Source organism: Marinobacter sediminum (assembly GCF_016820575.1).
In the GTDB taxonomy this organism is placed as follows: Bacteria; Pseudomonadota; Gammaproteobacteria; order Pseudomonadales; family Oleiphilaceae; genus Marinobacter; species Marinobacter sediminum.
On sequence record NZ_JAEMQH010000001.1, the window covers coordinates 881,535 to 895,498 of the forward strand.

13 protein-coding genes are annotated in these 13,964 nt (G+C 55.3%); 8 read left to right on the forward strand and 5 right to left on the reverse strand.

Annotated features, from left to right (window positions below):
* The first annotated feature begins 354 nt into the window (after positions 1 to 354).
* Entirely contained in the window at positions 355 to 804 is a 450-nt protein-coding gene (locus tag FGO67_RS03895) for a hypothetical protein (RefSeq protein ID WP_420844489.1), read from the forward strand.
* Positions 805 to 815: 11 nt separating this feature from the next.
* Here the strand turns inward: FGO67_RS03895 and FGO67_RS03900 are convergent, their stop codons facing one another.
* Positions 816 to 1,127, reverse strand: coding sequence for a site-specific integrase (locus FGO67_RS03900; protein ID WP_203299396.1), 312 nt, complete (start codon positions 1,125 to 1,127; stop codon positions 816 to 818).
* Positions 1,128 to 1,261: 134 nt separating this feature from the next.
* Positions 1,262 to 1,522: an acyl-CoA-binding protein gene (locus FGO67_RS03905; protein WP_041342256.1), complete on the reverse strand. Its 261-nt coding sequence runs from the start codon at positions 1,520 to 1,522 to the stop codon at positions 1,262 to 1,264.
* Between the two features lie 150 nt (positions 1,523 to 1,672).
* Between FGO67_RS03905 and FGO67_RS03910 the strand changes: the two genes are divergently transcribed.
* Positions 1,673 to 2,164 carry a DUF4442 domain-containing protein gene (locus tag FGO67_RS03910; protein WP_203299397.1) on the forward strand — a complete coding sequence of 164 codons (492 nt, stop codon included), beginning with the start codon at positions 1,673 to 1,675 and terminating at the stop codon, positions 2,162 to 2,164.
* A gap of 192 nt (positions 2,165 to 2,356) precedes the next feature.
* On the opposite strand, the gene FGO67_RS03915 is transcribed toward FGO67_RS03910, so the two are convergent.
* Positions 2,357 to 3,112 (reverse strand): HNH endonuclease family protein, encoded by a 756-nt coding sequence (locus FGO67_RS03915; protein WP_238942155.1) that lies wholly within the window; start codon positions 3,110 to 3,112, stop codon positions 2,357 to 2,359.
* A gap of 889 nt (positions 3,113 to 4,001) precedes the next feature.
* Between FGO67_RS03915 and FGO67_RS03920 the strand changes: the two genes are divergently transcribed.
* From FGO67_RS03920 to FGO67_RS03930, 3 genes are all read left to right on the forward strand, one after another.
* Entirely contained in the window at positions 4,002 to 4,652 is a 651-nt protein-coding gene (locus tag FGO67_RS03920) for a DUF4852 domain-containing protein (RefSeq protein WP_203299398.1), read from the forward strand.
* Between the two features lie 155 nt (positions 4,653 to 4,807).
* On the forward strand, positions 4,808 to 5,743 hold the full coding sequence (locus FGO67_RS03925) for a hypothetical protein (RefSeq protein ID WP_203299399.1): 936 nt from the start codon (positions 4,808 to 4,810) through the stop codon (positions 5,741 to 5,743).
* A 315-nt stretch (positions 5,744 to 6,058) separates the two neighbouring features.
* Positions 6,059 to 6,490, forward strand: a complete 432-nt coding sequence (locus tag FGO67_RS03930; RefSeq protein WP_275297922.1) for a DUF4124 domain-containing protein — start codon at positions 6,059 to 6,061, stop codon at positions 6,488 to 6,490.
* 62 nt (positions 6,491 to 6,552) lie between these two features.
* Here FGO67_RS03930 and FGO67_RS03935 read toward each other — a convergent pair whose 3' ends face one another.
* Positions 6,553 to 7,743: an OmpA family protein gene (locus tag FGO67_RS03935; protein ID WP_203299401.1), complete on the reverse strand. Its 1,191-nt coding sequence runs from the start codon at positions 7,741 to 7,743 to the stop codon at positions 6,553 to 6,555.
* A gap of 417 nt (positions 7,744 to 8,160) precedes the next feature.
* A complete protein-coding gene (locus tag FGO67_RS03940) occupies positions 8,161 to 10,479 on the reverse strand; it encodes an ATP-dependent helicase (RefSeq protein WP_203299402.1) in 2,319 nt (772 codons plus the stop codon).
* Positions 10,480 to 10,666: 187 nt separating this feature from the next.
* Here FGO67_RS03940 and FGO67_RS03945 point away from each other — a divergent pair, with 187 nt between their 5' ends.
* From FGO67_RS03945 to FGO67_RS03955, 3 genes are all read left to right on the forward strand, one after another.
* Complete coding sequence (locus tag FGO67_RS03945; protein WP_203299403.1) at positions 10,667 to 11,044, forward strand: DUF2237 family protein; 378 nt, start codon at positions 10,667 to 10,669, stop codon at positions 11,042 to 11,044.
* On the forward strand, positions 11,044 to 13,197 hold the full coding sequence (locus FGO67_RS03950) for a tRNA(Met) cytidine acetyltransferase TmcA (RefSeq protein WP_203299404.1): 2,154 nt from the start codon (positions 11,044 to 11,046) through the stop codon (positions 13,195 to 13,197). Before FGO67_RS03945 ends, FGO67_RS03950 begins: the two co-directional genes overlap by 1 nt.
* A gap of 71 nt (positions 13,198 to 13,268) precedes the next feature.
* On the forward strand, positions 13,269 to 13,964 hold the full coding sequence (locus FGO67_RS03955; protein ID WP_203299405.1) for an ankyrin repeat domain-containing protein: 696 nt from the start codon (positions 13,269 to 13,271) through the stop codon (positions 13,962 to 13,964).

Sequence of the window (13,964 nt, forward strand, 5' to 3'; positions counted from 1 at the left end):
GTGCGACGACGAATCGGGTTGGAACTGTTGGTGCAATTCTTATGTTGTAAACAACAGCCAGGTGCACGAAACAGCCGGAGGTTTGGTAGATCCCTAGGCCGGGCATAGAGAATTGCTGGCTAAACCGCAGTTTAGTCCCATTTAGGGCCCAAGCAAACTGACACCAAGGAATTGATCTGATTCATTTTGTTACGCAGCTTGCCTCAGCTGCATGGAACGTATCCGGACGGTGAAAAGCGTCACAAATTCGTCAAATCGAGGCGCGTGCAACCCGGTCAGACTATAAACTGATCAAAAGTTGTCACGCCCTTCAGGGTGGCTGAAACAGTCAGGGTTGAGAGCATGGATAGGCGCATGGAAATTGGGGGAGTCAGAGGCTTGGTCGTGCGGTCAGGAATTGTTGCGTGGGGGCTGGCGCTATTCGCCATGCCAGTGAGCGTTGGTGCCGAGAGTCCGCTCGTTGATACCGCCTTTGAATACGAAGAGCGCTCCACTATCGAAAACATCCCGCTGCGGTCTATCGAAGAAGACGCGCTTGCGAACACCGCAATTGAGGGTGGGCTGGCGGCACCCGCTGCCGGTGTTCCAGTAACGCCGGCAATTGATGACGATTTTTATCTGGATCCACTCGCCTTGCAGCCTCGCGACAGCCGAACCGATCTGGGGCGCTCTGAAATTCCCGTTGAAATCCGCTTCAGCAACCCGAAATCCATACCCGGGCAAATTCACCGCAATAACTACAGCATTCGCCCACCGGCAAACCGTAGCTACGATGCTCTGAATATCAACATGACTGAGCGCTGAGACGCGCGGTCTCAGGCTGCGGCGGTGTCGCCGATTTCGGTTTTACCCAGTACGTCCTGATAGAAGAAGGTCAGTGCCTGGCTGGCCTGGTTCAGGCGTGCTCGCGATACCTGAATACGGTCACTGAGATAGGTGAGAAACTGCTGGCGGTCTTCCCCGGCCAGAGATTCCGGATCTTTCAGCTCGTGGAAAAGCACAAAGCGGGTAATCCAGTGCAGATAGGTTTGCTCTGCACGCTGGTGCAGATCCTGCTCTCGGATAGCGCTTTTGACGCGGCCGATCAGGCCGGGTTGGGATTGTTCAAGTGCCTCGGTGACATCCATGAGTAACTGCGTCCAGTGGGTTCTTGTTGTTAGAGTGCGCGCATCTTATGACAATCGTTTGAACGTCGCAAAATTTCTGGCAAAAAAAATAATCCCGGTCGATTCGACCGGGATTGGGGGGCAGGCGGCGGGAGTTATTTCAGGGAGTTCAGCTTATCAATGTACTGCTGCATTGCTTCTTCGCTGGAGGTGCCTTTCAGCTTATCCCAGGCGTCGAACTTGGCGCGCGCAACAAAGTCCATCATGCCCGGGCGCTTGCCGGAAACGTCGCCTTCGGTGGCCTGCTTGTAGAGGGCGTAGAACTCAAGCTTCATCTCGTTTGAAGGCTGAAAATCGCCTTCGGCGTTCTGGATGTAGTTTACCGCTTCGTCAAACTGGGTTTTCAGGTCGCTCATCTCAATCTCCTTGTGGGAAAGCCTTGGCTGCAAAAAGAGTTTGGCCGAGTATAGCCACCGCAGGGGCCAACGTCATTGGCCAAACGTTCCTTTCCTCCGACGAATGGGGTATTGTCCCCAGCCAAAAAATTGGATAGGGGAGTGCCGTTTATGGCCAATGCCAACAAGTTGTCTGGAATAGTTAGTAAAATCAATCGCCTGCCTGATTTCGCCCGATCCAGGGCCCTAACCCTGTTTTTTGGCAAAGTGGTGCCTTTCACCGGCACAACCGGTATCCGTATTGAGTCCCTTGACCAAGAGCGCTGCGTGATCAGCCTTGCCAACAAGCGCCGGGTTCAGAACCACATCGGCGGCGTACACGCGGTGGCATCGCTGGTGCTGGCCGAGTCAGCAACCGGTTTTCTGGTAGGCCTGAATGTGCCAGACGACAAGGTACCCGTGATCAAGACCGCCAGCGCCGAATACACCCGTCGCGCCAAAGGCGACATGACCGTGCAGGCGCACCTCACCGACGAGCAGCGCGAACGCATGCGCACCGAGGACAAGGGCGACGTGTCCGTGCCGGTCACGATCCACGACAGCGAAGGCAAAGAGCCGATCGAAATTGAGATGATCTGGGCTTGGACGCCGAAAAGGCGGTAAGCCTGCCCTTTTCGACAGAGCAGGTATCAGCTTCTGCGCTAAATCACGTTTTTCTTTTTCGAAGGGTGATACCTTGCTCTCGGTCTTGGTGATAACTGAGGTCAGAACCGGCATGGATGCCAGGTGATCGCGACACCTGCCAAGTGGTGTGACTAGTCAGGGAGAGAACTGACGCCTTTTCTGAGAGTTCTTTCAGGAGCATTTACTGAGCAACAGCCTGAAAGTCTTGTATTCACTCTCCGAGACACTCAGGTTAAAGATTTTTGTAATCCTGAAGAATCTCGCGACATACTGACATTGGTTTTCGGGAGGTAACCACTCGTCAGGTCCGGAGCCGCCTTTACTCCGATTCAGGCTTGCCTCGACTGGCCAAAGGTTCACTGGATCGTTGGCAAAAATTTCCCTCTTTTCTTGAGGCCACTCGTCAGCGCCGTGTCTCCATGCCCAGGCGAGAGGTACGACATGGTCAATGTCTATTTCTGATGAATTTTGAATAACGGCGCCAGTGAATGGACTTATCCACCTGCCAGTAATTACACGACATTTATCAGAGTTTGCGAACCGAACGGGAAGAGAAGAAGCGTTTATTAAAGCCTCAGCTCGTTGGTTCTGGCAGTCGCCATCTGTGTCTGCCCAGCCATGACCGAACATCGAACGCTGATATTCTTGGAAATTAGTTTGTAGAGCCTTGCCACTTGTTTTGAGTACCCGGCCTCCCGAGTCCAAGCATTCGGTGATCGAACTGAACGCTTCGAAATTCTTGATTCGATCGAAGTAAGGGCTCTCCTTGGTATGGCAAATGCCTGATGATGTTAGTTTTATAGAATTGCCATCAGAGGCAAGGGCTTGGGCTGTGATGAAAAGTAAGCTGAAAAAAAATGTTGTCAGCAGAAAGGAGTTCATACTTTTTTGAATCGACCGTGCTGTTGAGCGTTGATTGATGATCAAGCAAACAGACTATCAAGGGCTTATAGTCATTAGAAACATTGGGACGCACTCTGAAACAGATTTTGTATAGTCGAGCAGCAGATAGCCTAGTTTTTGATCATACAACCACGGTTTCGCCGGAACGGATAATGTACGCTCGCGTTAGTCAGGAGTTTTGGGCGATCCTGTTTGCCGACATAGAAAAATGGTAGTGAAACGGCACGCTGGCCCGACCAGCTTAAGTTGACCGTACTCATCCAGAATATGGATTTCCATCTGCAAGTTTTGATATCAAGCTTTTAAACAAAAGCGAACATTAACGGCCCCGCATATTTCTGGCGTTTATCCCACCTCTGAAGAGAACAAAATATAATTCTTTAGGAACCTGGCAAACGGTCGAAAGGGCTGACCGACCTGCCCCCGGCCTTTAATCCAACTGCTTCCCAGTAAGGTCTGTTACTGACCCTGAATTAGGTCCAGCTTGCTTTCCCGTATAACACTGCAAAACCTGAGAGCTTCGTGTTCTGGTTCCTTGTGCCATGGGCTAGGGTCAGAGCAAGCTGTATTGCCGACAGTATTCTGGTTTGGGTGCTAAGGATAAACCGCCGGGCAACTGGTCATTGACAAGACACATCGATACGCGGCCTAAGGCCGCCATTGTCGTGGGGGAAATTCACCTTAAAAGCGCTCAAATCAGGCTCATGCGGTGTTCTAATTCTTAGCGACAAGAGTCGTACCGGATAAAAGTATCGCCTGGCCTAACAAGGGCGTGCGCCTCACGAGGCCGTTTAGGCGTTGGTTTTATCTGGTAAGGCATCCGTTGACATATATTACAAATTTTTACCCACGAGACGTGACTGAAAAATGTTAGGTAGAGTAACATGAGCGAAAATTAATAGAGGTTAACTATATGAAAAATTTAGGTATTGCCGTTTTTGCTAGCCTTGTCGTCTTTTCACAAGGGGTCTTCGGGCATGAGTTTAACTGGACTAACCTAATGTTGGCGTCCGCTAAGTTGCAGCCAGCGTTCGATTATGAAGCAAATGTTGACTCATACATGTATATCTACAGAAACGACGTGTGGGACCGTTACAGGAACGATGAGTTCGAATTACAAGATAAGAGAGACGAAACTCAAGAAATAATGAAGTCAAGGATAGACTCATTCGATATTGGAGAAGCTTTTGTCATTAATACATCTTTCGATTTTGGCGAATATGACTTCAGCAATGGAATTTTTCCTGTGGAGTCAATTGGAGAGAGCGCATATTTTAGCGAAAGTCGATATAACAGCAAATCTTTTCCCTCGACATATAGAGTGTTCTTCGATAATCCAGAAATGATCGGTGATTTGAAGATGAATAAAGAGCTGGCGAAGAGCTTCCTGAATTCCCGAAAGAGCAGTTATGGTAGTGTCGATAGATCAATCAACGCGAAAATGGAATTTGTCATCATTGAAACAAAGACAAATCCGAGAGACCTAGTTGCTCAGCTTACGAAGGTTACTTTTTATAAGGATAGGAATAGAACCGGAGTTTTAGAGACATTTGAAAGCAATTAAGCTGACAGAACGCCTGTTTCAGAATCTCTGATGTCTAGACTAGAAAGATTGAAGAGTCAGACTGACTGTCTGGCTCTTTGTCGTATTAAGGGGGGTAGAACCCCATGAAGATATACCAAATGACGCCCTCTAGAACATCTAATAAGGATCGCTGTATGAACCTCGCCTTTTTGAAAACTCTCTCCACCTATTCAGTTTTAAGCCTCCTATGGAGCGGCTACGCCACCGCAAATCCGATGGAGGACTTCAAGAAGCAGATTAGAGGGGAGATTGAGCAGCAGGTAGAAACCAGCCTGGAAGAGGTTTACCACAACCCAATCGAGGACGCAGATCCGGCCTTTAAAAGGAGTCTCGACAAGGAGTTACAGCCGCTTGGTTTGCCAAGCAACATGGGATGGACGCCGCCATCACCATATCTTCGGTACGCCCATGCGGCAGGGGAACTCAAAAATATTGAAACGTTTATAAAAAACCACAACATCGCGTATTTCCGGACCGAAAACGCATTTGACAAGCAGGACATATTGGCTTCTTTTAAGCCAAACCTCGAAGAATCTAAGGCAGCAATGGTGGACAGCTCAACCATCTTATTTGCCGCACGCATTGATGAACACAACACGGATTACAATTTCGAAACCGGTTCTTTCAATGTTCTCGATCAAGAACTTTTCTTCAGTGCTTGCGGGACGTATCGAATCAACGTTGAGGGGAAATGTGGAGCTTCCGGTGGTTTTTTCTCAGGGGCGAGTGGAGCTTCAAAGATCAACATGCTGACTATTCGTCTTGATCAGGCAGCAAATGTTCAGGTGCCGAAAGCGAAGGCGCGGCAGGTTGATGCCGTAATGAGAGACTTCCACAACGTGTCGGTTTTCGTACTCGCAGACATTGACAGTGCAGGCATGAAAAAGACGCTCACGACAGATGGAGAGCAAAGCGCTCGGATGTCGGGTAACTACGAGAAAATGGCATCGGCCATGAAACAGATGAACATGCCGGGGATGGTTACGCAGGAACCCGTCCTGTCCCTGAATTTAAAGAAGGTCGTTCTAGTGGATTGGAAGAACAAAAATTATTTCGTCGAAAATTTTTAATTGACTGACCCTAAACTAGCGGTGACATATTGCTTCTTGGGCGGACTGACTTAAAGGTCGACATTAATGGTCGACCTCATCTTTACCCTCGACGGGTTCTCCTCCGTTACTGAGGACCATGCTAAAAAGGTCTAAATTTCGCGGCAGAAATGTATTGTTCTATCCGCCCGAGTGTTCGCTTTGCGACCTTCCCGACCACTTTATGGTGACCATCTACAGTCAAGATATCGTGGTATAACTAGTTTTTGCAGCAGAGGCTGGTTAGATTCTTGTTGGGTTAGAAGGGGGTATACGGAAGTTATGGTTTTGAAATGGATGTCGTTGATCTTGCTAGCGCTATTGCCAGTTGTAGCTCACGCAAGTGTGTACATGTGGGTGGATGCCGACGGAAACACTCACTTCGGCGATCAGCCGCCGGCTGAAGTCGCGCCTAAGAAGGTTAAAGTTGCTCCGCCTCCGGTCAGCAACGACGCCTCGGCTAAAGAGCGTCAGCAACGCATGCAGGATTTCCTGTCAGAACAGCAAAAGGATCGGGAAGCGCGTCAGGTGGATCAGGCGAAAGCAGCAGAGCAGGCAGCCAAGAAGGCGGATTTATGCACCAGGATGCGGGCTCAGCTAAAGAACATGGCGCGGATCTCCACGTTCTATGGTTTAGACGAGAACGGTGACCGGGTTTACGCCACCGAAGAAGAAAACGAACGGCTTCGGAAAGATTTCCGGGACAAGGTGAAGCAAGCGTGCGGCTGAGCCGCTCATAAAAAGGCGCCCATGAGGGCGCCTTTTTCGTTACTGCAGCAGTATTCGGTGAATCACTGCTTAATTTTGATACGAGCCTCGACGCGGCGATTGGTAGCACGGCCTTCGGCAGTGTCGTTAGAGGCGACGGGCTGTGCTTCGCCATAACCCGTGGCGCTGACGCGTGCGGGGTTAACTCCGAGGGCATCGGTCAGGCGTGCGGCGACGGCTTCGGCGCGAAGCTGCGACAGCTTTTGGTTGTAGGCTGCGGCACCGGTGCTGTCGGAATGGCCGGCAATTTCAACGATGGTTTCAGGGTTGGCTTTCAGGAAGTCCGCAACCCGGCGAATTTCGTCATCGTAGGAGTTACCGATTTCGGCGCTGTTGAGCGGGAACTGTACTTCGATTTCGAAGGTCTCGATGGTCTTGGTGATGCCTTCACAGCCTTTGGCATCCACCTTGGCGCCAGCAGTGGTGTTCGGGCACTCGTCGATGCTGTTCACAACGCCGTCGTTGTCGCTGTCGAGTTCACAGCCGCGACCATCCACTTTTGCACCGCGGGGGGTGTTGGGGCAGGCGTCACGGGCGTCAACAACACCATCCTGATCGCCATCCAGCTGGCAGCCGGTCCGGTCTACTTTGGCACCGGCCGGGGTGCCTGGGCACTGGTCTGAGCTGTCGGCAACGCCGTCGTTGTCTGCATCAGCGGGAGCCGGTGAGGCGTGCACAAAGGCCAAGCTCAGGCCCAGGGAAATCTGGGCGTCGAAAGTGCTGTCGTCGATGCCGTGGAATTTCCGCACGTCACCACGCAGAGACAGGGCGTCGGTGATGTTGTAGCGGACACCGGCACCTACGTTGACGCGGCTCTCGTCGTGGTTGCTGCCAGATGTTCTTGGCGCGGCTGAGTCGTTGCCGAAATCGGCGTGTCCGGCACCGGCTGACAGGTACGGGTTCCAGGCCTCTTCTGGGCCAGCGAAGTAGTAAGTGCCGTCCAGTCGGATTTCTTCGAAATCGGACGAGCCGAGCGCGCCCTCGCGGTCTGCATTGGCTCGGGAGAACAGAACTTCCACAGCCCAGTTCGGGGTGAAGCGGTATTCAGCGCCAACACCAAACGTACCGGTTTCGCTCAGTTCACGCTTGTTATCAAAAAACTGAAAGGCCGCGAATGGGTTGATGTAGGTGGTGGCTTGGCGATCTTCAGCCATTGCCGGTGATACCAAAGTGGCCGCGACGGCAGCCAAAGCACATGATCGCATGATACTCATGCAGAGCCTCCTATGAGGGTAAGTATTTAAGAGCCGCAAGTGCGGAAAAGCCGGGTGATCCGGAAAACGGGTCAGTACAGCAGAAAAAGGTAACTGGCACTGAGGGTTATGTCGGTACTAGGACGTAACAGGGGGCCAATTGGTTCCAGTTGTTTCAGGCCTTTGGCGCAAAGCTAGAAACAATCTGAAAGGGAAACTGAGAAATCAAAGAACGGTCGCGGTGAGCAACCGCAGCCATGGCACATGATCGCATGATGCTCATGCAGAACCTCCTGTCCGATTTTGTGAAATGAGTTTGTCGTTGCGAAGCGCGCGCAGTCTGGCACAAACCTGCCGCAAATTTGAGGGCCTGACTGCCGGATTGAGCTCGTAACTCACTATTTTTACGTAATAAAAAGCAGTATGGATTAAGTCGTTTTAGGCCAGAGGCGTAAAATAGAGATGGGCACTCTTCTTGCTGAAGTTCAGGGTGTCACCATTGTCGAAACGGACTTCGAAAGCGCTTTCGTCTTCGCTGACCACGCTGCCGGCGCCGAAGATGGCATGGCTCAGGCGTTTTCGATGCCAGAGCACACTGACGGAGTCGGCCTGAGTGATCTCGGTGCCGTTCAGGGACACACCCTCCCGTTCGGCGTAACGCAGACTCACGGGCGTGATCGGGGCTGCCAGCTCAATGGAGGTGTCCGTTTTGTGGTTGCCTTCATCAAGCAGGCGCCCAAGTTCGTGGGCCAGATCAAAGCAGAATTCTTCGACAAACCGGCTGGGGCCCTGATCGCCCTCCAGGTGGGGTTGGGCGCTCACCGGTCGGCTAAGCAGGTGTAACTGCTGGCGGGAGCGGGTCATGGCGACGTACAGCAGGCGCCGTTCGCTTTCGAGGATCGCCCGGGCGTCGTCTTCGGCCCTGGGGCTGTAGGGCAGGTATTTTTCTTGCAGGCCGGGGATGATCACCCGTGGCCACTCGAGGCCCTTGGTGCGGTGGATGGTGGAGAGCAGAATACCGCCCTGCTGGTTCTCGCCCGCTTGCTGTTTCAGTGTTTTCAGGTGATCCAGGGCGCCATTGGCATCCACATCCAGGCTTTTCAAGTACTCGCGGAAACCATGCACGGTGTCGATGCGTTCTTCGGCGCTCTCGTGAGTCAACGCCAGGCTGCGAATGCCTTCATACAGGTCGGTGTGCTCGGCATACACGCTGATCAGGCCTGCTACCGGGCCTTTGTATTCGCGTAGCTGGGCCAGCACCTCACCCAGTTTTCGCAGCTTGCGCCCGGCCATGGGTGACAGGGCATCGTAATCCATGGCCAGCAGGCGTTCGTGCCAGTCGTTGGCGAAGCCGGACAGGAAGCGGGCCAGCTGTTCCAGTTCCGGTTCTTTCAGGCCCACGTGCGGGAATCGAAGTAACTGTCGTGCTACCTCCAGCCGATCGGTGTCGGGCAGGTTGCTTAGTCGGCCGGTCACCACCATCAGCACGGAGGTGATGGCCTGAACCTCCCGGCTGAACAGGGCGCCCTTGCCGGCATCAATGCGGTAGGGAATCTGCCGGGCCAGCAGTTTCAGCTCAATCGGCACGCTCTGGCTCCAAACCCGGAACAGAATGGCGGTGTCGCTGAGATTTGCTTCGGGTGACTGCTGCAGAATCCGGACCACGGCGTCGCTGTCACTGTCGACCCGGTGCAGCTCCACTTCAGTGGCGGGTGTTGACGGGTGAGAGTGGCACAGCACATCTTTGCGACCGGTGTTGTGGCAGATCAGATGGTTGGCCAGCAGGGCTACCCGGTGACCGTAACGGAAGGTGTAGCTGAGCGTCTGCTCCAGCGGGCTCTCGAATTCGTCACTGAACCGTTTCAGGATGAACTCCGGCTTGGCGCCGCGGAATTCGTAGATGGTCTGGTCCGGATCCCCAACTACGGTGACCCGGGCCCGGTCACCGGCCACATAGCGCAGCAGCAGATGCTGGATTTCGTTGGTGTCCTGGTACTCGTCAACCAGGATCAGGTCCATCTTGTTACCCACCAAGCGCTGCAGTGGCGGATTCTGGTGAATCGCCATCACCGGCTCATAAAGCATGTCGGCGTAGCTGATGCGGCTCTGGCTTTTGCGCCACTGCTCAAAGCTGTGGAACAGGTCGATCAGGTAGCGGTGCTTGTCGGCGTAACCCAGCTCTTCGAACACAATTTCCGCTGGTGATAGTGTGGTCTTCACCAAATCGATGAAGCCGGTGGCGGTTTCCACAAAGTCTTTCTTGTTGCGGCGGATCTCGTCGGCCAGGTCCTCGGGAGCCAGGCGCCGGGTCAGTTGCCAGGCCTGAAAGCTGATCTCCTGTTCGGTCAGGATCTTGTCTGAAAAGCCCGGGAGGTAGCCTTCGCGGACGAACCGTTTGTACAGTCGCAACCCCATGGCGTGATAGGTCCGAATCTCGGGCAGCGCCAGCCCGCTTTGGTGGCAGATCTCCTGGAGCTTGCGCTCGAAATCCACCCGCGCGCTGCGGTTGAACATCAGCACCAGCATGCGATCCGGATCGTGGCCTTGTTGCAGCAGGTAGCGAATGCGCCAGGCCAGAGTGGAGGTCTTGCCGCTTCCGGCTACGGCGGTGATAACGGAGTGCTCGTAACCGGCGGTAATGATCGCCCGTTGCTCGTCGGTGAGAAAATCCGGCAGATCGAGGGCGGCGTGTTGGGGTTTGGTTGGCATAGGGCGTATTGTACTGGCCAACTGGTAGAGCGGGTACCCGTCCCGCATAATTGAAAAAACCTATTCAAAGTCATTTAACTACAACTCCGGGACCTGTCGCAGCCTTTTGGTTCGGCTTTCCAAAACCCGCTCAAGCACGTCCATGTGACGCTTGAGCTCCGCCATCCATGGCTCCGCACAGTTTTGGAAAGCCAAACCAAAAGTCTGCTCACTTCTGGAGATAGAGGACAAACCCATGCAAATAGCCGAATCCGTCAACGTACTGGGCGAAGCCCTGGAAACCTGTGGCACCGATCCGAAAACCGGGTTCTATCGGGACGGCTGCTGCAACACCGGGCCAGACGACCTGGGCTTTCATACCGTGTGCGCGGTGGTGACCGATGCGTTTCTGGAATTCTCGAAAGCCAAGGGCAACGACCTGAGCACACCCCGGCCGGAATTTGGTTTCCCCGGCCTGCGGGAAGGTGACAGCTGGTGTCTGTGCGCGGCGCGTTGGCAGGAAGCCTTTGAAGCCGGAGCCGCACCCCGTGTACGTTTGCGGGCGACTCATCAGGCAACGCTGGAAATGTGTGAATTGAACGACCTGAAACGTCATTCGGTGGATCTCAGTTAATGACTCCGGGTGCGCTCACGGCTAAGGAACTCGACGCCTGGCAGTCATTCCAAAGTGGGCTGATGCGGCGTGGCGAGCGCCGTCTTGTGCTGATTGAGGGTGAGCGCGCTCATGCCCTGAGCTGGCTGGAGACGCTGTTGCCAGCGCTGGCCCAAGAGACGGGTGTCTGGGTGGGTCCGGAAGCGGATCAGCCCGATGCGGCGCTGACGCCCATGGCTCCCAAACAAATCCGGCAGTGGCTGGGCCGTGAGTCCTCGGTAGTGGTTTGGGATGGTTGGCACGGAAATCCGCCGGATGCCTTTGCCGCCTTGTCGGGCACGCTGAAAGCGGGCGGTCTGCTGTTCTGGCTGATGCCGCCGCTGGATGAGTGGTTGAAGTTCCCAGACCCGGATTACGCCCGAACCGGTCTGGATGACCTTCCCGAGCACCCCTTTGCCGCGCGAATGGCCAACTTGCTGTCGGCTGACTCTGAGGTGATCCGGGTGAACCCGGGCCAGACGGTGTCAGTTGATCTTCCCGTGCTGGCGGAACCGGATCCGCCATTTTCCGTGCAGACGACCGATGATCAGCGTGACCTGATTGATCGGCTGGTGCGGTTCGGTCTGGGGCGGCGACGACGGCCGCTGGTGGTCACCGCCGACCGGGGCCGCGGTAAATCCGCAGCCCTGGGATTGGCCGCGGCCGAATTGTTGCGCCAGGGCCGGCGCCAGATTCTGGTGACTGCGCCGTCCCGGGAAAATGTGGCGACGCTGTTTCGTCACGCCCAGCACGGCCTTGGTGACGATATCCTCACGGCGTCAGAGTCCGCGCTGGAGACCTGTGCTGGTGGCAGCCTGCGGTTCCTGGCGGTTAGGGATCTTTTGGCTGAGAAGCCGGAAGCCGAGGTGGTATTGGTAGATGAGGCGGCAGCCCTGCCGGCGGCGCTGTTGAAGCAGGTTCTGTTGGGTTGGCCTCGGGTGGCTTTTTCCTCCACCGTGCACGGCTATGAAGGCGCCGGTCGTGGTTTTGCTATTCGTTTTCGGCAGGTTCTGGATCGGGAAACACCGCACTGGCAAGCGCTGACGCTCAGTGCACCCATTCGCTGGTCCGCCACCGATGCCTTGGAACCGTTAATCTCCCGCCTGTTCCTGCTGGCGGCTGAAAGTCCTGAGCTGTCGCCCGAGACCGTGGACGCAGCCGACGTCATTATCGAACCCTTTGTGCCCCGGCAGTTGGACGATCAACAGTTGTCGGAGGCGTTCGGGTTGTTGGTGGACGCGCACTACCGCACCACGCCCGCGGATCTCCGGCAATGGCTGGATGCTGCAGCTGTGCGCAGTTGGCGCGCCCGGGTGGCCAACACAACCGTGGGTATTCTCTGGGGTGTTATTGAGGGTGGCCTCAGCCCTGAACTGGCGGAACAGGTAACTCTGGGCCAGCGACGTCTTCGTGGTCACCTGTTGCCGCAATCGCTGGCCAGTCACAGCGGGTTCCCGGAAGCAGCCAGTCAGCATTGTCTGCGAATCACCCGGATTGCCGTGGCCGACCAGGCTCGCCGGCTGGGTGTTGGCCGCCGGTTGGTGAAGGCGGCAAGGCAGGCAGCCGTGCAGGAAGATCTGGATACGGTTGGCTCCAGCTTTGGTGGCAGTGAGGAATTGCTGCAGTTCTGGGGGGCCTGCGATTTGGTCCCGGTGCGCCTGGGCCTGAACCAGGAAGCTAGCAGTGGCGAGTACCCATTACAGATGCTGGACGGCCTCAGTGCTGCAGGGCAGGAGCTGGTTGCACGTCTGCAGCAACGCCTGGCTGAGCACTGGCCAACCCTGTTGCCGTTGGCCTGGCCGGCGCTGAATGCCCGGCTGGCGGCAGCCCTGAGCGCCCAATTGCCGGCCACCGGTCGCCTCAGTGACGATGATCGGCGGGACTTGCACAGTTTTGCCCATGGCCATCGTGGCTTTCTGCTCTCGTTGCCGGTGTTGCGTAAGGTCTTTGCTGTGCCGGGTGTGGCCTCCTGGCTGCAATCCCATGACGAGTTGCAGTTGTGGGTTGCCGCAGTTCTGCAACAGCAGAGCTGGCAAATGTTGCAGGGGCAGGGCCTGTGTCTGGGTCAGCGCGATGGAGAAGGTCGACTGCGGGCAGTGGTTCGTCAACTTCTGAAAAACGGCCCGGAGTTGTGACCCGCTCGATTTAATTCTGCTGCGCCGCTGGCCAGAATAGGCTCACTCCAAACCGATTGAGACCGTTTGTTATGGCCAAGGGAACCGGCTACTCCCGCTGTCTGTTGTTGTCCTGTGTTGTGATCTTGGCTTGGCTGTCCGGCTGCGCCACCTCCGTTGAACCGACCAACCTGAACCATGAAACCGCCACCATTGCCGCCACGCCGTTAATGGCGGCAGCCGCCTCCGGAAACCTGGATCGGGTGGTGGCACTGACTGAAGCAGGTGAATCTCTCAATACGCTGACCGAAAGCGGCTCGCCACTGATTGCTGCGGTTGAAGCCCGGCAGGATCGGATTGTCTGGTATCTGCTGTCTGAGGGAGCAGCGCCGGATCTGGCCGCGGCAGGGGCCGAGACGCCGTTGATGGTGGCCTCGGTGCAGGGGAGTCGGCGTCTGGTTCAATTGCTGTTATCGGCCGGGGCCCAGGTAAACGCCAGCGACGCCGATGGCTATACCCCGGTCATGCGTGCTGCTGAGCAGGGCCATTTGTCCGTGGTGAAGGTGCTGCTGGCGGCGGGGGCGAACGTTAATGTCAGTCAGGGCGGTGAATCGTTGCTAATGAAGATTGTTGCCAGTGGTGACCTGCTGACCTCAGAAATGCTGTTGGCCGCAGGCGCTGATGTGAATTACCGGTCGCCGGAAGGCCGAACTGCGCTGGATGTTGCCCGGGCCAACAACAGCCAGGATCTCGATATGCTGCTGGTCCAGGCGGGCGCCAGGCACTAA